General features: G+C 62.4%; 17 protein-coding genes and 1 pseudogene. 3 read left to right on the forward strand and 15 right to left on the reverse strand.

Annotated features, from left to right (window positions below; translation table 11 throughout):
- Nucleotides 1-11: 11 nt before the first annotated feature.
- Nucleotides 12-979, reverse strand: a pseudogene (locus KI242_RS30010) (GlxA family transcriptional regulator).
- Between the two features lie 205 nt (nucleotides 980-1,184).
- Between KI242_RS30010 and KI242_RS30015 the strand changes: the two are divergent.
- Nucleotides 1,185-1,826 (forward strand): HD domain-containing protein, encoded by a 642-nt coding sequence (locus tag KI242_RS30015; protein WP_011064094.1) that lies wholly within the window; start codon nucleotides 1,185-1,187, stop codon nucleotides 1,824-1,826.
- Nucleotides 1,827-1,974: 148 nt separating this feature from the next.
- On the opposite strand, the gene KI242_RS30020 is transcribed toward KI242_RS30015, so the two are convergent.
- The 8 genes from KI242_RS30020 to KI242_RS30055 all read right to left on the reverse strand — a co-directional run bounded on the left by KI242_RS30020 (nucleotide 1,975) and on the right by KI242_RS30055 (nucleotide 11,159).
- Entirely contained in the window at nucleotides 1,975-2,865 is an 891-nt protein-coding gene (locus tag KI242_RS30020) for an ABC transporter permease subunit (RefSeq protein WP_011064095.1), read from the reverse strand.
- Nucleotides 2,862-3,743 (reverse strand): ABC transporter permease subunit, encoded by an 882-nt coding sequence (locus tag KI242_RS30025; RefSeq protein WP_169892555.1) that lies wholly within the window; start codon nucleotides 3,741-3,743, stop codon nucleotides 2,862-2,864. The genes KI242_RS30020 and KI242_RS30025 overlap by 4 nt, the downstream gene beginning before the upstream one ends.
- A 35-nt stretch (nucleotides 3,744-3,778) precedes the next feature.
- Nucleotides 3,779-4,921 carry a polyamine ABC transporter ATP-binding protein gene (gene potA, locus KI242_RS30030; protein WP_041120308.1) on the reverse strand — a complete coding sequence of 381 codons (1,143 nt, stop codon included), beginning with the start codon at nucleotides 4,919-4,921 and terminating at the stop codon, nucleotides 3,779-3,781.
- 71 nt (nucleotides 4,922-4,992) lie between these two features.
- The gene (locus KI242_RS30035; RefSeq protein ID WP_015637412.1) at nucleotides 4,993-6,087 is read right to left on the reverse strand and encodes a polyamine ABC transporter substrate-binding protein; all 1,095 of its coding nucleotides are present in this window, start codon (nucleotides 6,085-6,087) and stop codon (nucleotides 4,993-4,995) included.
- 189 nt (nucleotides 6,088-6,276) lie between these two features.
- Nucleotides 6,277-7,374, reverse strand: coding sequence for a polyamine ABC transporter substrate-binding protein (locus KI242_RS30040; RefSeq protein WP_026020018.1), 1,098 nt, complete (start codon nucleotides 7,372-7,374; stop codon nucleotides 6,277-6,279).
- A 184-nt stretch (nucleotides 7,375-7,558) separates the two neighbouring features.
- Nucleotides 7,559-8,923 carry an aspartate aminotransferase family protein gene (locus tag KI242_RS30045; protein ID WP_011064100.1) on the reverse strand — a complete coding sequence of 455 codons (1,365 nt, stop codon included), beginning with the start codon at nucleotides 8,921-8,923 and terminating at the stop codon, nucleotides 7,559-7,561.
- 56 nt (nucleotides 8,924-8,979) lie between these two features.
- Nucleotides 8,980-10,338, reverse strand: coding sequence for a glutamine synthetase family protein (locus KI242_RS30050; RefSeq protein WP_011064101.1), 1,359 nt, complete (start codon nucleotides 10,336-10,338; stop codon nucleotides 8,980-8,982).
- A gap of 38 nt (nucleotides 10,339-10,376) precedes the next feature.
- The gene (locus tag KI242_RS30055) at nucleotides 10,377-11,159 is read right to left on the reverse strand and encodes a gamma-glutamyl-gamma-aminobutyrate hydrolase family protein (RefSeq protein ID WP_077934929.1); all 783 of its coding nucleotides are present in this window, start codon (nucleotides 11,157-11,159) and stop codon (nucleotides 10,377-10,379) included.
- A gap of 278 nt (nucleotides 11,160-11,437) precedes the next feature.
- Between KI242_RS30055 and KI242_RS30060 the strand changes: the two genes are divergently transcribed.
- Both KI242_RS30060 and KI242_RS30065 read left to right on the forward strand, forming a co-directional pair.
- Nucleotides 11,438-12,814: a glutamine synthetase family protein gene (locus KI242_RS30060; RefSeq protein ID WP_011064103.1), complete on the forward strand. Its 1,377-nt coding sequence runs from the start codon at nucleotides 11,438-11,440 to the stop codon at nucleotides 12,812-12,814.
- A gap of 140 nt (nucleotides 12,815-12,954) precedes the next feature.
- Nucleotides 12,955-13,593, forward strand: coding sequence for a TetR/AcrR family transcriptional regulator (locus tag KI242_RS30065; RefSeq protein ID WP_011064104.1), 639 nt, complete (start codon nucleotides 12,955-12,957; stop codon nucleotides 13,591-13,593).
- A gap of 8 nt (nucleotides 13,594-13,601) precedes the next feature.
- On the opposite strand, the gene coaA is transcribed toward KI242_RS30065, so the two are convergent.
- The 6 genes from coaA to KI242_RS30095 form a co-directional block, all read right to left on the reverse strand.
- The gene (coaA, locus tag KI242_RS30070) at nucleotides 13,602-14,519 is read right to left on the reverse strand and encodes a type I pantothenate kinase (protein WP_212805776.1); all 918 of its coding nucleotides are present in this window, start codon (nucleotides 14,517-14,519) and stop codon (nucleotides 13,602-13,604) included.
- A 117-nt stretch (nucleotides 14,520-14,636) separates the two neighbouring features.
- On the reverse strand, nucleotides 14,637-14,852 hold the full coding sequence (locus KI242_RS30075) for a TOBE domain-containing protein (RefSeq protein WP_011064106.1): 216 nt from the start codon (nucleotides 14,850-14,852) through the stop codon (nucleotides 14,637-14,639).
- A 34-nt stretch (nucleotides 14,853-14,886) separates the two neighbouring features.
- Nucleotides 14,887-15,693 (reverse strand): aliphatic sulfonates ABC transporter ATP-binding protein, encoded by an 807-nt coding sequence (gene ssuB, locus KI242_RS30080; protein ID WP_011064107.1) that lies wholly within the window; start codon nucleotides 15,691-15,693, stop codon nucleotides 14,887-14,889.
- Nucleotides 15,690-16,478, reverse strand: coding sequence for an aliphatic sulfonate ABC transporter permease SsuC (ssuC, locus tag KI242_RS30085; RefSeq protein WP_212805777.1), 789 nt, complete (start codon nucleotides 16,476-16,478; stop codon nucleotides 15,690-15,692). Before ssuC ends, ssuB begins: the two co-directional genes overlap by 4 nt.
- A 9-nt stretch (nucleotides 16,479-16,487) precedes the next feature.
- Nucleotides 16,488-17,636, reverse strand: a complete 1,149-nt coding sequence (gene ssuD / locus KI242_RS30090; protein WP_015637415.1) for an FMNH2-dependent alkanesulfonate monooxygenase — start codon at nucleotides 17,634-17,636, stop codon at nucleotides 16,488-16,490.
- A gap of 24 nt (nucleotides 17,637-17,660) precedes the next feature.
- Nucleotides 17,661-18,626: a sulfonate ABC transporter substrate-binding protein gene (locus KI242_RS30095; protein ID WP_011064110.1), complete on the reverse strand. Its 966-nt coding sequence runs from the start codon at nucleotides 18,624-18,626 to the stop codon at nucleotides 17,661-17,663.
- Between the last annotated feature and the right edge of the window lie 43 nt (nucleotides 18,627-18,669).

Below are 18,669 nucleotides of genomic sequence, written 5' to 3' on the forward strand. Positions count from 1 at the left end.
CAAGCCGGCTCCTACAAGGGCACGGTGCTGAAGTTCAGGCGGAACTGTTGCGGGGTCAGCCCCAGGCGCCGGTTGAACACGCTGCGCATGTGCTGGGCATCGCGAAAACCGCAGGCGTAGGCCACGGTCTTGAGCGGCGCCGCGCTGCGTTCGAGCATCCCCCGCGCCGCATCCATCCGCGCGCCTTCGACAAATTCCGCCGGAGTCACCCCCGCTTCTCGAACGAACACTCGGGCAAAATTGCGCGGGCTCATGTTCACCGCCCGGGCCAGCTCGGCAATGCTCAGGTCCGCCTGCAACCGGTCCTGCACATGCTGCTGGACCCGAGCCACGGTGGAGGTGGTCTCGGCCTGGGGCAACAGAAACGGGCTGAACTGCGACTGCCCCCCGTGCGCTGGGTGAACACCACCAGACGCTTGGCCACGCTCAGGGCCACCCTCGCACCATGATCCTGGGCCAGCAGGTACAGCGACAGGTCGATGCCGGCGGTGACCCCCGCCGAAGTGAACAGCCTGCCGTCCTGGACGTACAGGCGATCAGCCTCGACCCGGGTGCCCGGGCACAGCGCAGCCAGCGCCAGCGCATCGCTCCAGTGGGTGGTCACCGTGCGCCCTTCCAGCAACCCGGCCCGGGCCAGGATGAACGCGCCGTTGCAGATCGAGCCGAAGCCCTTGGCCCGGGCGCAGGCCTCGCGCAGCCAGGCGTAGAAGGCCGGGCTGAACTGGCTGCCAGGCACCTGTGGGCCGCCCGCCACCAGCAACAGGTCAAAGGGCTCCAGGGCCTGGGTGAAGGAACAATGGGCCTGCAACAGCAGGCCATTGGAACAGGCCTGCGCCCCAGCCTCGACGCCAATCACCCGCAAGCGGTAATGATCCTCGGCCGGCAGAAACCGGTTGGCTTCGCAAAACACATCCATGGGCCCGGTGACATCGAGGGCCTGGACACCCGGAAAAACCAGCACGGCAACGCTTCTACCCATGGCGCAAACAGCCCTCTATGACCCGCGCCCGGCAACCCCGAGCGGCGGGCAATTGTCGCAAGCAAAGCTCGGGGGAACATAGCACTGGCAGGAAATGCACGCAGGTTGGCCGGGATCGCAGCCCCGGTGCGATTGTGGGCCGAAAGGGCCGGTAACAGACTGAAGGCTCCAGCGCCAGCACGGCGCCCGCCACGAGGAACGCCCCATGAGCTCCACCATCGCCGGGATCCGGATACCCGACAGCGCCCTGGCCCGGGCCACCACCGAGTACATCCGCGATGTCGAATCCGACCTGCTTTATCACCACTCGCGCCGGGTGTTCCTGTTCGGCGCCCTGAGCGGCGAACGCCGGCAGCTGGCTTACGACCCGCAGTTGCTCTACGTCGGCGCCATGTTCCACGACCTGGGGTTGGTGGAGGGCCTGCGCAGCGCCGACCAGCGCTTCGAAGTCGACGGCGCCAACGCCGCACGCGACTTTCTCCAGCCCTACGGCCTCAGCGCCGACGATATCGAGCAGGTCTGGCTGTCCATCGCCTTGCACACCACCCCAGGCATCCCCCAGCACCTGCGCCCTACCGTGGCCCTGGTCACCGCCGGGGTCGAGATGGATGTGCTGGGCATCGACTACGCCGCGTTCCCCGCGGCCCAGCGTGAAGCCGTGGTCCACGCCCACCCGCGCGGTGAAGGCTTCAAGGAATGCATCATCTGCGCCTTCGCCGACGGCCTGCGCCATCGCCCGCAAACCACCTTCGGCAACGTCAAGACCGACGTCCTGGCCGACCAGCAGCCAGGGTTCAAGGCGTTGAATTTCGTCGAGGTGATTCGCCGTTCACCCTGGCAATCCTGACCCATCACCAGCGCTGCAGGAGCTGGCTGGCCAGCGAAGAGACCCGCAAGCCCAATCCCCTTCTGAAGGACGCTTGCCCCGGCAAGGGCCAATAAAAAACCTCGCTCCCGGAAACCGGGGCGAGGTTTTTTGATGACACAACCGCAAGTCAGGCGGTTTCCGGCGCCTGGGCCCGACGCACGTCCGGCTGTTTCCAGGAATCGGCGGCGCTTTCCTCGATGGCCTGCTGGATCGCCCGCTTGCGGGCTTCTTCGGCGCGCCGGCTGAAGAACCAGACCAGGAAGGTCACCAGGGACACCGCCAGCAGGATCAGGCTGGCCACGGCATTGATCTCCGGCTTCACCCCCAGGCGCACCGCCGAGAACACTTCCATCGGCAAGGTGGTGGAACCCGGGCCGGAGACGAAGCTGGCCAGTACCAGGTCATCCAGGGACAGGGCGAAGGACATCATGCCGCCCGCCGCCAGCGAAGGCGCGATCATCGGGATGGTGATCAGGAAGAACACCTTCCACGGCCGCGCGCCCAGGTCCATGGCCGCCTCTTCGATGGACAGGTCCAGCTCACGCAGGCGGGCCGACACCACCACAGCCACATAGGCGGCGCAGAACGTGGTGTGGGCGATCCAGATGGTGACGATGCCGCGCTCCTGAGGCCAGCCGACCGCCTGGGCCATGGCCACGAACAGCAGCAGCAAGGAAAGACCGGTGATCACTTCCGGCATCACCAGCGGCGCGGTGACCAGGCCACCGAACAGGGTACGGCCCTTGAAGCGGGTGATCCGGGTCAGCACGAACGCCGCCAGGGTGCCCAGTGCCACCGCCGCTACAGCGGTGTAGCAGGCGATTTCCAGGGAGCGCATCACCGAGCCCATCAGTTGCTGGTTATCCAGCAGGCCGATGTACCACTTGATTGACCAGCCGCCCCACACCGTCACCAGCTTGGAGGCGTTGAACGAGTAGATCACCAGGATCAGCATCGGCAGGTAGATGAACAAAAGGCCGAGCACCAGCATCAGGCTGGAGAAACTGAAGCGCTTCATTCCTTGCCCTCCATTTCCTTGGCCTGACTGCGGTTGAACAGGATGATCGGCACAATCAGGATCGCCAGCATCACCACCGCCAGGGCGGATGCCACCGGCCAGTCACGGTTGTTGAAGAACTCTTGCCACAGCACCTTGCCGATCATCAGGGTTTCCGGACCGCCCAGCAGTTCCGGAATCACGAACTCACCCACCACCGGGATGAACACCAGCATGCAGCCGGCGATGATGCCGTTCTTGGACAGCGGCACGGTGATTTTCCAGAAGCTGTTGAAGGTACTCGAACCCAGGTCGGCCGCGGCCTCCAGCAGGCTGGTGTCGTGTTTCACCAGGTTCGCGTACAGCGGCAGGATCATGAACGGCAGGTAGGAATAGACCACACCGATATACACCGCGATGTTGGTGTTGAGGATCTGCAGCGGCTCGTTGATCCAGCCCATGGACATCAGGAAGCCATTGAGCAGGCCGTTGTTGCTGAGAATGCCCATCCAGGCATAGACGCGGATCAGGATCGCGGTCCAGGTCGGCATCATGATCAGCAGCACCAGCACCGTCTGCAATTCCTTGCGGGCACTGGCGATGGCGTAGGCCATCGGGTAGCCGATCAGCAGGCAGAGGATGGTGCTGAAGAACGCCATCTTCAGCGAACCGAGGTAGGCGGCGATATAGAGTTCGTCGTCGCCGAGCATCGCGTAGTTGCCCAGGTTCAGCAGCAACTGCAGCTTCTGGTCGACGTAGCTGTAGATCTCGGTGTACGGCGGAATGGCCACGTCCGCTTCGGCGAAGCTGATCTTCAGGACGATGAAGAACGGCAGCATGAAGAACAGGAACAGCCAGATGAACGGAACCCCGATGACCAGCTGACGGCCACCGGGAATTATTCGATTGAGTCGGCGCTTGAGCTTTCGCATGTTCATGAGCGCAGTACCACGCCGCTGTCGTCTTCCCACCAGACGTAGACCTGGTCACCCCAGGTCGGCCGCGCACCACGGCGCTCGGCGTTGGCGACGAAGGATTGCACCAGTTTGCCGCTCGGCAGCTCGACGTAGAACACCGAGTGGCCGCCCAGGTAGGCAATGTCGTGGACCTTGCCGCTGGACCAGTTGTACTCGCAGGTCGGCATCTCGGCAGTCACCAGGAGCTTTTCCGGGCGGATCGCGTAGGTCACCGATTTGTCCTGCACCGAAGTGCTGATGCCGTGGCCGACATAGATGCTGCGGTCCAGGTCCTTGCAGGTGATCAGGGCGTGGCCCTCGGCATCGTCCACCACTTCACCCTCGAAGATGTTGACGTTGCCGATGAATTCGCAGACCAGGCGGCTGACCGGGGTCTCGTAGATGTCGATCGGGCTGCCGATCTGGGCGATCCAGCCCAGGTGCATGATGGCGATGCGTTCGGCCATGGTCATGGCCTCTTCCTGGTCGTGGGTCACCATTACGCAGGTCACGCCCACGCGCTCGATGATCTCCACCAGCTCCAACTGCATCTGCGAGCGCAGCTTCTTGTCCAGGGCGCCCATGGGCTCGTCCAGCAAGAGCAGCTTGGGACGCTTGGCCAGGGAACGGGCCAGGGCCACGCGCTGGCGCTGGCCGCCGGAGAGCTGGTGCGGCTTGCGCTTGGCGTACTGGCTCATCTGCACCAGCTTGAGCATCTCTGCCACCCGGGCGTCGATCTCGGCGGCAGGAATCTTGTCCTGCTTGAGGCCGAAGGCGATGTTCTGGGCCACGGTCATGTGGGGGAACAAGGCGTAGGACTGGAACATCATGTTGATCGGCCGTTCGTAGGGCGGCATGTCAGTGATGTCTACACCATCGAGGAAGATTCGCCCCTCCGTTGGCCGTTCGAAGCCGGCCAGCATCCGCAGCAAGGTGGACTTGCCTGAACCCGAACCGCCGAGCAGGGCGAAGATCTCGCCCTTCTTGATTTCCAGGGACACATCGTCCACGGCAACCGTCTCGTCGAACTTCTTCGTGACCCGGTCGATTTTGACCAGCACCTGCTTAGGTGTCTGGTCGCCCTCGAGGGCTTTCTTATAGGCGCCGGAGGCAACTGCCATTTGCGAAACTCCCAACAAAATTTGCAGCCCGCCCCATGCGGGCGGACCTTGGATAGTTTGAGCCTGTGGAACTATTTACCCGTCTTGACCTTGGTCCAGCTGCGGGTCATCAAGCGTTGGATATTGGGTGGCAACTCGGTGGACACGTAGGTCTTGTCGAGCACTTCCTGCGGTGGGTAGACCGCTTCGTCGGTGCGGATGGACTGCTCCATCAGCTTGTCCGACCCGGGGTTGGGGTTGGCATAACCGACATAGTCACTGACCTGAGCGATCACTTCAGGTTGCAGCAAATAGTTGATGAAGGCGTGGGCCTGCTTGACGTTGGTCGAATCCTTGGGGATCGCCAGCATGTCGAACCACAGGGCACCGCCCTCCTTCGGAATCGCATAGGCGATGTTCACACCCTTGCCGGCATCGGCGGCCCGGGCCTTGGCCTGGAACACATCGCCGGAAAACCCGATGGCCACGCAGATATTGCCGTTGGCCAGGTCCGAGATGTACTTGGACGAATGGAAGTAGGTCACGTAAGGACGCACTGCCAGTAACGTGGCCTCGGCCTTCTTGTAGTCCTGGGGGTTGGTGCTGTTGGCGTTCAGGCCCAGGTAGTTGAGGACCGTGGGCATCATCTCGTCGGCGGAGTCGAGGAAGGCCACGCCGCAGCTGTTGAGCTTCTTGATGTTCTCCGGCTCGAACAGCACGCTCCAGGAGTCGATCTTGTCCACGCCCAGGGCGGCCTTGACCTTGTCGACGTTGTAGCCGATGCCGTTGGTACCCCACAGGTACGGCACCGCGTACTGGTTGCCCGGATCGTTCATTTCCAGACGCTTGAGCAGTACCGGGTCAAGGTTCGAATAGTGGGTCAGCAGGCTCTTGTCGAGCTTCTGGAAAGCCCCGGCCTTGATCTGCTTGCCCAGGAAGTGGTTGGACGGCACGACCACGTCATAACCGGTACGGCCGGCCAGCAACTTGCCTTCCAGGGTTTCATTGGAATCGAATACGTCATACACCGGCTTGATACCGGTGGCCTTTTCAAACTCGGCCAGAGTGTTCTGACCGATGTAATCGGACCAGTTATAAATATGCACGGTCGGTGCAGCCTGGACGCCAGCCATCAGCGTCAGGCCGGCGGCGGCCAGCATGGCTTTGCGAAATAAAGAAATAGGCAAGTGGAGGTCCTCTTAAATAGTTGGGCCCAAGTTGCCCCGCGCTACCTGACAGCCTCCAAGCTGCCCAGCAACAAAACCGGCGCGCAACTTACCCTCGATAAACCAATCCAGCAAAACTTTCTGTCATTTAATTGTTTCCTGTTGCCGCCCTCGCCACGACGACGGCAACAGGGAGTGCTGCAAATCGGCTTATTTACCAGATTTGATCTTGGTCCAGCTGCGGGTCAGGATGCGCTGGGTCGCGGCCGGCAGGTCGGCGATCGCGTACAGCTTGGCCTGCACCTCAGCTGGCGGGTAGACGCCCGGGTCGCTGGTGATGTCTTTATCGACCAATGGGGTTGCAGCCGCGTTACCGTTGGGGAAACGCACGGCGTTGGTGATTTCGGCCATGACTTCAGGCTTTTGCAGGAAGGTCATGAACTTGTAGGCGCCTTCGACGTTTTCCGCGTCTTTGGGGATGGCCACCATGTCATAGAAGCTGCCAGCACCTTCTTTGGGGATGTTGTAGCTGACCTTGACCTTGTCACCGGCTTCGGCGGCACGGGCCTTGGCCTGGTAGATGTCGCCCGAGTAACCCACGGCGACGCAGATGTTGCCGTTGGCCAGGTCGGAGATGTACTTGGAGGAGTGGAAGTAGGCGATCGAAGGACGGATCTTGAGGAACAGCGCTTCGGCTTCAGCCAGTTGCTTCTTGTCCTGGCTGTCGGTCGGGTAGCCCAGGTAGTGCAGCGCCACCGGAATCATCTCGGTTGGCGAATCGAGGAAGCTGACGCCGCAGGCCTTCAGCTTCTCAGCGTTCTCAGGCTTGAACAGCAGGTCCCAGGAGTTGGTCGGTGCATCGGCACCCAGCGCGGCCTTGACCTTCTCGGCGTTGAAGCCGATACCGATCGAGCCCCACATGTAAGGGAAGGCATGCTTGTTGCCCGGGTCGCTCACCGAAACCGCCTTGAGCAGCGATTCGTTGAGGTTCTTCCAGTTCGGCAACTTGGAGCGGTCCAGTTCCTGGTAGACACCGGCCTTGATCTGCTTGGCCAGGAAGTTGTTGGAAGGCACCACAACGTCATAACCGGACTTGCCGGCGAGCAACTTGGCTTCCAGGGTTTCATTGCTGTCGAACACGTCGTAGACAACCTTGATGCCCGACTCGGCTTCAAACTTCTTGATAGTGTCCGGCGCGATGTAATCGGACCAGTTGTAAACGTGCAGCACTTTATCGTCCGCTTGTGCCGCCGCCGCCATCACGCCCATCAGGGACATGGCGAGGAGGGTCTTGCCAGCTAACTTCATACCTAATGCCTTCATGCGTAATGCTCCAATTATTCTTTTTAACCACTCGCTCAGCGGCCAATATCCGGGCAACCAAAACGGCGGGTAGTCTGGCAAGATCCAAGGCCGGCTTTCAAGAAAAGACCAGGCTTTTACATCTGCTTTGAACGCAGTGCCCGCAAGCACCGCGCTCAAAGCCTAGCACTCAGCCCTCGAGCACACTCAAGGTCAGGTCCAGACACTTGCGCGCCTTGGCCACCAGCTCGTCGATCTCCGCCTCGCTGATCACCAGGGGCGGCGCAATGATCATGGTGTCACCCACCGCGCGCATGATCAGGCCGTTGTCGAAGCAGAACTGCCGGCAGATCATGCCCACGCCTCGGCCTTCGTAACGCGCCCGGGTGGCCTTGTCCTTGACCAGTTCGATGGCCCCCAGCAGCCCTACCCCGCGAACCTCGCCCACCAGCGGGTGGTCGCTCAACTCGCGCAGACGTTTCTGCAAATACGGTGCCGCTTTTTCATGGGCGCGCTGGATAATTTTCTCTTCGCGCATGATGCGGATGTTTTCCAGGGCCACGGCAGCGGCCACCGGGTGCCCGGAATAGGTGAAACCGTGGTTGAAGTCGCCGCCCTCGTTGAGCACCGCCACCACTTCGTCGCGCACGATCAGCCCACCCATGGGGATGTAGCCGGAGGTCAGGCCCTTGGCGATGGTCATCATGTCCGGCTTGAGGTCGTAGAAATCGCTACCGAACCACTCACCGGTGCGCCCGAAGCCACAGATCACTTCATCGGCAACGAACAGGATGTCGTACTTGGCAAGGATTTCCTTGATCCGCGGCCAGTAGCTGTCCGGCGGCACGATCACGCCACCGGCGCCCTGGATCGGTTCGGCGATAAAGGCCCCGACATTGTCCACGCCCAGTTCGAGGATCTTCTCTTCGAGCTGGTTGGCGGCCCAGATACCGAACTCTTCGGGGCTCATGTCGCCGCCTTCGGCGAACCAGTAAGGCTGCGGGATGTGGACGATACCCGGGATCGGCAAGTCGCCCTGCTCGTGCATGTAGGTCATGCCGCCGAGGCTGGCACCGGCCACAGTGGAACCGTGGTAGCCATTGACCCGGCTGATGATGGTTTTCTTGTTCGGCTGGCCCTTGATCGCCCAGTAGTGGCGGACCATGCGCAGCATGGTGTCGTTGCCTTCGGAGCCGGAACCGGTGAAGAACACGTGGTTCATGCCTTCTGGCGCGATATCGGCGATCGCCTTGGACAGCTCCAGCACCGGTGGGTGGGCAGTCTGGAAGAACAGGTTGTAATAGGGCAGTTCGCGCATTTGCTTGCTGGCGGCTTCCGCCAGTTCGTCACGGCCATAGCCGATGGCTACGCACCACAGGCCGGCCATGCCGTCGAGAATCTGATTGCCTTCACTGTCCCAGAGGTACACACCCTTGGCATGGGTGATGATCCGCGGGCCCTTTTCCTTCAGTTGCTTGAAGTCACTGAACGGTGCCAGGTGGTGATCACTGCTGAGGGTTTGCCACTCGCGGGTTTGCGGGTTTTTATGAGTCATCAATCTCTCCTTAGTGTCAGTGAAGGCGCCACTGGCGGGCAGTGGCGCCCGGCGGATCAGACGGCGAACAACAGGAACTCCCGCTCCCACGAACTGATCACGCGCTTGAAGTTTTCGTGCTCGGCCCGCTTCACCGCGACATAGCCGGTGATGAATTTCTGGCCCAGGTACTTCTCGATGGTCTTGCTGTTTTCCATACGCTCCAGCGCGTCTTCGATGGTCAGTGGCAGGCGCAGGTTGCGGCGCTCGTAGCCACGGCCCACCACGGGCGCGCTCGGGTTGTGGCCTTCGACCATGCCGATGTAGCCACACAGCAGGCTGGCGGCGATGGCCAGGTATGGGTTGGCGTCGGCGCCCGGCAGGCGGTTTTCCACGCGACGGTTCTGTGGCCCGGCATCCGGCACCCGCAGGCCCACGGTGCGGTTCTCTTCGCCCCACTCGACGTTCACCGGCGCCGAGGTATCGGGCAGGAAACGACGGAACGAGTTGACGTTGGGGGCGAACAGCGGCAGCAGCTCGGGAATGAACTTCTGCAAACCACCGATGTGGTTGAGGAACAGCTGGCTCATGGTCCCGTCTTCATTGGAGAAGACGTTCTTGCCGGTGTTGATATCGATGATGCTCTGGTGCAGGTGCATGGCGCTGCCGGGCTCGCCGGTCATGGGCTTGGCCATGAAGGTGGCGGCCACGTCGTGCTTGAGCGCGGCTTCGCGCATGGTGCGCTTGAACACCAGGATCTGGTCGGCCAGGGACAGGGCATCGCCGTGACGGAAGTTGATCTCCATCTGCGCCGTGCCGTCCTCGTGGATCAGCGTGTCCAGGTCCAGCTCCTGCAGTTCGCACCAGTCATAGACGTCTTCGAACAGCGGGTCGAATTCGTTCGCAGCCTCAATGGAGAACGACTGGCGCCCGGTCTCCGGGCGGCCGGAGCGGCCGATCGGCGGCTGCAACGGGTAGTCCGGATCGTCGCTGCGCTTGGTCAGGTAGAACTCCATCTCCGGCGCCACGATGGGCTGCCAGCCGTGGTCGGCGTAGAGTTTTAGGACCTTCTTCAGGACGTTGCGCGGCGACAGCTCGATGGGGTTGCCCTGCTTGTCGTAGGTGTCATGGATCACCTGGGCAGTAGGCTCGATGGCCCAGGGCACAAGGTACACCGCGTTCTGGTCCGGGCGGCAGACCATGTCGATGTCGGCCGGGTCCAGCAGTTCGTAATAGATGTCGTCTTCGACATAGTCGCCGGTCACGGTCTGCAGCAGCACGCTCTCGGGCAGGCGCATGCCTTTTTCGGCAATGAACTTGTTGGTCGGCGAGATCTTGCCCCGGGTGATCCCGGTCAAATCGCCGATCATGCATTCGACTTCTGTGATCTTGTGGTCTTTCAACCAATCGGTGAGCTGGTCGAGGTTGTTACTCATAAATGCCTCTAGGCTGAGTTTCCTGACTCTCTATTAAGTCAGGCCTTGTGTGACGCTTCGGCGTCGCGTTGTCTTGCCCGCTTGCGGCAGGCATCACCAAAAGCCTGGAAGATTGCCAGGTAGTGAGGGTTGCAGCTTACCTGCCATTCGGGGTGCCATTGCACCCCCAGTGCAAAAGCCTTGCTGGCTTCTACCGAAACCGCCTCTACCAACCCGTCGGGAGCCAGCGCCTCGACCCGCAGCCCCGGGGCCAGACGCTCGACGCCCTGGGCATGGATCGAGTTGACTTGAATCCGCTCCGGCAGGCCCAGCCCCGCCAGAACACCACCTGCCTTGATATGCAGGTCATGGGCGGGCGCGTACCAGGCGTCCAGGGGCTGGTCGGGCTGTTCGGCGTGCCGGTGGTCCATGAAAGGCTGCACCTGCTGCACGTTCTGATGCAGGCTGCCGCCCAGGGCCACGTTCATTTCCTGGAAGCCGCGGCAGATGCCCAGCACCGGAACGCCACTTGCGACGGCGGCGTTCAGCAGCGGCAGGGTGGCAGCATCCCGTGCAGAATCATGAGCAGTGCCCGGCGCGCTGGCAGGACCCTGGTAATGGAAAGGTTCGATATTGGAGGGAGAGCCGGTAAAGAGAATGCCGTCCAGACCGTCCAGAATATCGGACGGGGAAAGCAGTTCCGCCATGGACGGGATAATCACCGGCACGCCCTGGGCTGCGCTGGCTACTGCGTGGACATACTCGTCGCCACTGATGTGATAAGCATGCAGACCGATCTGCCTGGAGCAGGCGGTGACGCCGATTAACGGCAGGCGAGACATGAAACACCCCGGTATTATTGCTGTTATGGGTTTGATTCGAGCTTAGCCTTGTTCATTTTTTTACACAACACCCCCGTAAAAAATACAACACGGCCCGCTCAAGCCTGCGGTACCCAAGGCGGCCGAGCCCCAAAAAACGCCCTGTTTTGCCCCAAAAGAGCCTTGCCAGCCCTTTATTAGGGCATAAAAGGCCTTACTTGACTTCGGCATGCCGTTCGGGTTGACTGAAACCAGAAAAGATCAATGATTGATATTTTTAACAACAAAGGTGTTGCATCATGTCGGTACCCCCGCGTGCCGTTCAGCTCAACGAAGCGAACGCGTTCCTTAAGGAACATCCTGAGGTTCTGTACGTTGACCTTCTGATTGCGGATATGAATGGTGTGGTGCGCGGCAAGCGCATCGAACGCACCAGCCTCCACAAGGTTTACGAGAAAGGCATCAACCTGCCGGCCTCCCTGTTTGCCCTGGATATCAATGGCTCTACGGTGGAAAGCACCGGCCTGGGTCTGGACATCGGCGACGCCGACCGGATCTGCTATCCAATCCCCGATACCCTGTGCAACGAGCCCTGGCAGAAGCGCCCTACCGCGCAATTGCTGATGACCATGCACGAACTCGAAGGCGACCCCTTCTTTGCCGATCCACGGGAAGTCCTGCGCCAGGTGGTGACCAAGTTCGACGAACTGGGCCTGACCATCTGCGCCGCTTTCGAGCTGGAGTTCTACCTGATCGACCAGGAGAACGTGAACGGCCGGCCACAGCCACCACGCTCGCCGATTTCCGGCAAGCGCCCGCACTCCACCCAGGTCTACCTGATCGACGACCTCGACGAATACGTCGACTGCCTCCAGGACATCCTGGAAGGTGCCAAGGAACAAGGCATCCCGGCCGACGCCATCGTCAAGGAAAGTGCCCCGGCACAATTCGAAGTCAACCTGCACCACGTGGCCGACCCGATCAAGGCCTGCGACTACGCGGTCCTGCTCAAGCGCCTGATCAAGAACATCGCCTACGACCATGAGATGGACACCACCTTCATGGCCAAGCCTTACCCGGGCCAGGCGGGCAACGGTCTGCACGTTCACATTTCGGTTCTGGACAAAGATGGCAAGAACATCTTCGCCAGCGAGGATCCCGAGCAGAACGCCGCACTGCGTCACGCGATCGGCGGTGTGCTCGAGACCCTACCGGCGCAGATGGCCTTCCTCTGCCCGAACGTCAACTCCTATCGCCGTTTCGGCGCGCAGTTCTATGTGCCGAACTCGCCGAGCTGGGGCCTGGACAACCGTACCGTGGCCATTCGCGTCCCCACCGGCTCGGCCGATGCAGTGCGCATCGAACACCGGGTCGCCGGCGCCGACGCCAACCCCTATCTGCTGATGGCTTCGGTCCTGGCGGGCGTGCACCACGGCCTGACCAACAAGATCGAGCCGGGGGCGCCTACCGAAGGCAACTCCTACGAGCAGAACGAGCAGAGCCTGCCGAACAACCTGCGTGATGCCCTGCGCGAGTTGGACGACAGCGAAGTCATGGCCAAGTACATCGATCCGAAATACATCGATATCTTCGTCGCCTGCAAGGAAAGTGAGCTGGAGGAGTTCGAACACTCCATCTCCGACCTCGAGTACAACTGGTACCTGCACACCGTGTAAGCGCCAGCTGCATTGAAGAACGCCGCAGGGTTTATCCCGGCGGCGTTTTTTTATGCCCGTGATTCGGATGCGCCCAGGCTGCGGCTACAGGGACAACGGCCCACTCGCGTACAATGCCCGCTGCCCTGTAGGAGAGACTGATGACGCGCACCGCCCCGCTTCGCAAACCCCGTGCACGCAGCCAGGCCCGGATCGACTCCATACTCGACGCCGCACGGACCCTGCTGGCGGCCGAGGGCGTGGCCAGCCTGTCGATCTACAGCGTGGCCGACAAGGCGCAGATCCCGCCATCCTCGGTCTATCACTTCTTCGCCAGCGTCCCGGCCCTGCTGGAAGCCCTTACCGCCGATGTCCACGCGGCGTTCCGCGCCTGCCTGCTGGAACCTATCGACCATGAGCGGCTCAGCAGCTGGCGCGACCTGTCACGCCTGGTGGAGCAACGCATGCTCGACATCTACGGCGAGGACGCGGCGGCCCGCCAACTGATCCTCGCCCAGCACGGCCTGACCGAAGTCACCCAGGCCGACCGCCAGCACGACATCGAGCTGGGGGACCTGATGCACAAGCTGTTCGATCATCATTTCGAGTTGCCGACGCTACCCGTCGATGTCGACGTGTTCGCCCTGGCCATGGAGCTGGGAGATCGGGTGTATGCCCGCTCCGTGCAGCAGCACGGGCAGATCACCCCGCGCATGGCCGAGGAAGGCATGCGCGTCTTCGATGCCTACCTGGGCCTGTACCTGCCGCCCTACCTGGCCAAGCGCCCCACCCCGCCCTGAACGCCGGTTCAGGCCTGACGCAGCAGCAACCGGTCGATGCTGTGGTCCGCCGACTTGTGGATGATCAGGTTGGCTCGCTCCCGAGTCGGCAGGATATTTTCAACCAGGTTCTTCAGGTTGACCCGGTCCCAGGTATCGGAGGCCACTGACAGCGCCTCGGAATCGGACAGGCCCTTGTACTTGTTGAAGTAGGAATCCCCCGACTGGAAGGCAGTGTTCTTCAGGTAGACGAACCGCTCCAGGTACCAGGTCTTGATGGTCGCTTCGGGAGCGTCGACATAGATCGAGAAGTCAATGAAATCCAGGGCGTTCAGGCCCTCGCCCTGCTCACCCTGCAACACATTCAAGCCTTCCAGGATGATGATGTCCGGCGCCTCCACCGACTGCGCCTCATCGGCCAGGATGTCGTAGCGCACATGGGAATAGATGGGAATCCGCGCCGCTTCGCCCCGGCGGCACACCGCCTGGAGAAAATCCAAGAACAGCGGCTTGTCATAGGACTCTGGAAAGCCCTTGCGGTGCAGGATGTTTTTTTCCTGCAGGGTGGCCAGCGGGAACAGGAACGAATCCGTGGTCACCAGGTGCACATTGGGCTTGCCCGGCCAATAGGCCAGCAGCGCCGCCAGGACCCGGGCAAAACTGCTCTTGCCCACCGCCACGCTGCCGGAAACACCGATCACGTAGGGGGCCTTGAAACCTTTCTGCGGCACCTTCAGCGATTGCACCTGCGCCGCATGCAAATGCAGCAGGCGCGACAGCGGCAGGAGGATCTGCCGCACTTCTTCGGACGCCATGGGCTGGGTCGGACTGGTCAGCGTCTCCATCTCGGATGGCGCAAGACTCATCGGCTCACCGGCCCGCAGAGCGGCCCAATGGTCGCGATCGAACTCCAGATACCCCACATTTGGACCCTGCTCTGTTGTCATGTTTACTGTTCAGGTCTTGCCGAAAGCAGGGAAAGTATCAAATCTGACCGGTATTTACAGCGCCCATGAAAAAGCCCCGAAGGGCTCGCACCGTTCGGGGCCGTGATCGGGCGCCGTTCACAACTTGGCGATCGATACCTCGGTGGACTTCACAAAGGCGATCACTTCGCTGCCAATCGACAGCTCCAGCTCTTTCACCGAGCGGGTGGTGATCACCGAAGTGACAATGCCGGAAGCGGTCTGCACGTCGATTTCCGACAGCACGTCGCCTTCGACGATTTCCTTGATGGTGCCCTTGAACTGGTTGCGTACGTTGATGGCCTTGATGGTCATGGTGTTTCTCCTGGGGTCGAAATGAGCGGCTGTTTTAAAGTGCCCAGCGCAGTTGCGTGGGCAAGGGTGAAACGGGTTCCGGTTCCGGCGGCGAGCCGGGCAATGACAGCACGCGGTTGAGGACTTCGGTTTCCAGCGCCGCCAGGCGATGGGAACCCCGTACCCGCGGGCGTGGCAGCTCGACGTGCAGGTCGAGACCGACCTCGCCGTCTTCGATCAGGATCACCCGATCGGCGATCGCCACCGCTTCGCTGACATCGTGGGTGACCAGCAGCACGGTGAAGCCATGCTGCTGCCACAGGCGTTCGATCAACTGCTGCATCTCGATCCGCGTCAGGGCATCCAGCGCCCCCAGCGGCTCGTCCAGCAGCAACAGCCGCGGCTGGTGGATCAGGGCGCGGGCCAGGGCCACGCGCTGCTTCTGCCCACCGGACAGGGCCGCCGGCCATTCCTGGGCGCGGTCCGCCAGGCCCACGGCTTCCAAAGCCTGCAGGGCTTGGGGGCGCCAGTTGCCCTTGAGCCCGAGCCCGACGTTATCGATGACCTTTTTCCAGGGCAGCAGGCGCGCCTCCTGGAACATCAGCCGGGTGTCTTCAATAGCAGCGCTCAAGGGCGCGGAACCGGCCAACAGTTCGCCAGCACTGGGCTGGTCGAGACCGGCCAGCAGGCGCAGCAAGGTACTTTTGCCGCAGCCGCTGCGCCCCACCACCGCCACGAACTGGCCGGCGGGAATGTGCAGGTCGATTTCCCGCAGCACCTGCCGCGAGCCGAAGGTCTTTTGCAGTTTGCGCACCGCCAGGGGAATGCCCTGCAGCAGCCGCGGAGGTTGTTGAGCCGTCATTGGGCACCGCCTTTGGCGACCTGATAGGCCGGATGCCAGCGCAGCCAGACCCGCTCCAGGCCACGCGCGGCCAGGTCCGCCAGCTTGCCGAGCACCGCGTACAGAACGATCGCCAGCACCACCACGTCGGTCTGCAGGAACTCCCGGGCGTTCATTGCCAGGTAGCCGATGCCGGAGCTGGCGGAAATGGTTTCAGCGACGATCAGGGTCAGCCACATGAAGCCCAGGGCAAAGCGCACCCCCACCAGGATCGAAGGCAGGGCGCCGGGCAGGATCACCTGGCGGAACAGGGCGAAGCCGGACAGGCCGTAGCTGCGCGCCATCTCCACCAATGCCGGGTCGACGTTGCGGATGCCGTGGTAGGTGTTGAGGTAGATCGGGAACAGCGTGCCCAGGGCCACCAGGAAAATCTTCGCCGACTCATCGATGCCGAACCACAGGATCACCAGGGGAATCAGCGCCAGGTGCGGCACGTTGCGGATCATCTGTACCGAGCTGTCCAGCAGCCGCTCACCCCATTTCGACAGGCCGGTGATAAAGCCCAGCGCCAGGCCGATGCCGCCACCAATGACAAAACCCAGGCCGGCGCGCCAGCCGCTGATGGCCAGGTGGGTCCAGATATCGCCACTGCGTACCAGGCTGACCCCAGCCTCGATCACCGCGCTGGGGGCCGGCAGGATGCGGGTCGACAGCCAGCCCGCCGACACCGACAGTTGCCACACCGCCAACAACAGCAGCGGCAAGCTCCAGGGCGCCAGACGCTGCACTATGCGTTGTCCGTTCATGGCCGCACCTCAGCTCTGGGACACGGCTTTGGGAATGATGTCGTTGGCGACCATCTCCCCGAACGGGCTGACGTAACCCGCCGCCTCAGGCAGTTTGGGACGTTCGATGTCCAGGTGCGGGAACAGCAGTTCGGCCACCCGGTAGGCCTCTTCCAGGTGCGGATAGCCGGAGAAGATGAAGGTGTCGATGCCCAGGTCCGCATACTCCTGCATGCGGGCCGCCACGGTCGGGCCGTCGCCCACCAGGGCCGTACCGGCACCGCCGCGCACCAGGCCGACCCCGGCCCAGAGGTTGGGGCTGACTTCCAACTGGTCGCGGCGGCCGCCATGCAAGGCGGCCATGCGCTGCTGGCCTACGGAATCGAAGCGCGCCAGGGACGCCTGGGCCCGGGCGATGGTGTCGTCGTCCAGATGGGAAATCAGCCGCTCGGCAGCCTGCCAGGCCTCGGCGTTGGTTTCCCGCACAATCACATGCAGGCGGATGCCGAAGCGTACGGTGCGCCCGAGTTTGGCGGCCTTGTCCCGCACCTGCTGGATCTTCTCGGCCACCGCGGCCGGCGGCTCGCCCCAGGTCAGGACCATCTCCACCTGCTCGGCAGCCAGGTCCTGGGCCGCTTCCGAGGAGCCACCAAAATACAGCGGCGGACGGGGTTGCTGCAGCGGCGGATAGAGCAGCTTGGCGCCCTTCACGCTGATGTGCTGGCCGTCGTAGTCCACGGTTTCACCTTCCAGCACCCGGCGCCAGATACGGGTGAACTCCACCGAAGCCTGGTAGCGCTCCTCATGGTCGAGGAACAGGCCGTCGCCGGCCAGTTCGTCCGGATCCCCCCCGGTTACCAGGTTGAACAGCGCCCGGCCGCCGGACAACCGGTCCAGGGTCGCTGCCTGGCGCGCCGCTACCGTCGGGGAGATGATCCCCGGGCGCAGGGCCACGAGGAACTTCAGACGCTGGGTCACCGGGATCAGCGACGCCGCCACCAGCCAGGAGTCCTCGCAGGAGCGTCCGGTGGGGATCAGCACGCCGCCGAACCCCAGGCGATCGGCAGCCTGGGCGATCTGCTGCAGGTAAGCATGATCGACGGCGCGAGCGCCTTCGGCGGTGCCAAGGTAATGGCCGTCGCCGTGGGTAGGCAGGAACCAGAAGATATTGAGGCTCATGGAGTTGTCTCCTAAGGGGTCGAATTACGGTGCTTTGGCCACGGCGGCGGTGGGCGTCCAGATCACGTCTTTGATGCTCAGCGGCTTGGGAATCAGCTTGAGCTGGTAGAAGCTGTCGGCGATTTTCTGCTGCGCGGCGATCACTTCCGGGGTCAGGAAGCCCGCGCCATAGCCCTGGCGCTTAACCGAAGTGAGGGTGATGTCGGCCGGCAGGCCCAAAAGCGGTGCCACCTGCTGGGTGACTTCCTGCGGATTGCCCTTGGACCACTCGCCCACCGCCCGCACTTCTTCCACCAGGGCGGTAATCACCTCGGGATGCTGTTGCGCGTAGGGTTTGGTGGCCAGGTAGAACTGGTGGTTGTCGACGATGCCCGAGCCGTCACGCAGGGTGCGAGCCTGTAGCTGCTGCTCGGCGGCTGCCTGGTAGGGGTCCCAGATGGCCCAGGCATCGACGCTGCCCCGCTCGAATGCGGCGCGGGCATCAGCCGGCGGCAGGAACACGGTCTGGATATCACTGTATTTCAGGCCGGCGTCTTCCAGAGCGCGGACCAGCAGGTAATGGACGTTGGAGCCCTTGTTCAGCACCACCTTCTTGCCCTTGAGGTCCTGCACCGACTGGATCGGCGAACCCTTGGGCACCAGGATCGCTTCGCTATGGGGGGCCGGCGGCTCGTAGGCCACATACAGCAGGTCGGCACCGGCGGCCTGGGCAAAGACTGGCGGGGTCTCGCCGGTGACGCCGAAGTCGATGGACCCGACATTGAGGCCCTCCAGCAACTGTGGGCCTCCGGGAAATTCAGTCCATTGCACCTCGACGCCCTGCTGCGCCAGGCGCTTCTCCAGGGAACCCTTGGCCTTGAGCAGCACCAGGGTGCCGTACTTCTGATAACCGATCCGCAAGGTCTCGGCCTGAGCTTGAACAATGGCGCCGAAGGACACAGCCGCAGCAAACAGAGCGACCAGACCGCGACGCAAAATGACAGGGCGCATGGCGCTCTCCTTTTTGCTATGGGGTTGTGGCTGCACCTGCTTG

This window comes from Pseudomonas sp. Eqa60 (genome assembly GCF_018326405.1).
In the GTDB taxonomy this organism is placed as follows: domain Bacteria; phylum Pseudomonadota; class Gammaproteobacteria; order Pseudomonadales; family Pseudomonadaceae; genus Aquipseudomonas; species Aquipseudomonas protegens.

What these genes read in the sequence shown, in the direction of transcription:
- ssuD (WP_015637415.1), bottom strand. Translation starts at nt 17,636, where the DNA reads ATGAGCCTCAATATCTTCTGGTTCCTGCCTACCCACGGCGACGGCCAT.
- KI242_RS30015 (WP_011064094.1), top strand. Translation starts at nt 1,185, where the DNA reads ATGAGCTCCACCATCGCCGGGATCCGGATACCCGACAGCGCCCTGGCC.
- KI242_RS30045 (WP_011064100.1), bottom strand. Translation starts at nt 8,923, where the DNA reads ATGACTCATAAAAACCCGCAAACCCGCGAGTGGCAAACCCTCAGCAGT.
- KI242_RS30020 (WP_011064095.1), bottom strand. Translation starts at nt 2,865, where the DNA reads ATGAAGCGCTTCAGTTTCTCCAGCCTGATGCTGGTGCTCGGCCTTTTG.
- potA (WP_041120308.1), bottom strand. Translation starts at nt 4,921, where the DNA reads ATGGCAGTTGCCTCCGGCGCCTATAAGAAAGCCCTCGAGGGCGACCAG.
- ssuC (WP_212805777.1), bottom strand. Translation starts at nt 16,478, where the DNA reads ATGAACGGACAACGCATAGTGCAGCGTCTGGCGCCCTGGAGCTTGCCG.
- KI242_RS30095 (WP_011064110.1), bottom strand. Translation starts at nt 18,626, where the DNA reads ATGCGCCCTGTCATTTTGCGTCGCGGTCTGGTCGCTCTGTTTGCTGCG.
- ssuB (WP_011064107.1), bottom strand. Translation starts at nt 15,693, where the DNA reads ATGACGGCTCAACAACCTCCGCGGCTGCTGCAGGGCATTCCCCTGGCG.
- KI242_RS30050 (WP_011064101.1), bottom strand. Translation starts at nt 10,338, where the DNA reads ATGAGTAACAACCTCGACCAGCTCACCGATTGGTTGAAAGACCACAAG.
- KI242_RS30040 (WP_026020018.1), bottom strand. Translation starts at nt 7,374, where the DNA reads ATGAAGTTAGCTGGCAAGACCCTCCTCGCCATGTCCCTGATGGGCGTG.
- coaA (WP_212805776.1), bottom strand. Translation starts at nt 14,519, where the DNA reads ATGACAACAGAGCAGGGTCCAAATGTGGGGTATCTGGAGTTCGATCGC.
- KI242_RS30065 (WP_011064104.1), top strand. Translation starts at nt 12,955, where the DNA reads ATGACGCGCACCGCCCCGCTTCGCAAACCCCGTGCACGCAGCCAGGCC.
- KI242_RS30060 (WP_011064103.1), top strand. Translation starts at nt 11,438, where the DNA reads ATGTCGGTACCCCCGCGTGCCGTTCAGCTCAACGAAGCGAACGCGTTC.
- KI242_RS30055 (WP_077934929.1), bottom strand. Translation starts at nt 11,159, where the DNA reads ATGTCTCGCCTGCCGTTAATCGGCGTCACCGCCTGCTCCAGGCAGATC.
- KI242_RS30075 (WP_011064106.1), bottom strand. Translation starts at nt 14,852, where the DNA reads ATGACCATCAAGGCCATCAACGTACGCAACCAGTTCAAGGGCACCATC.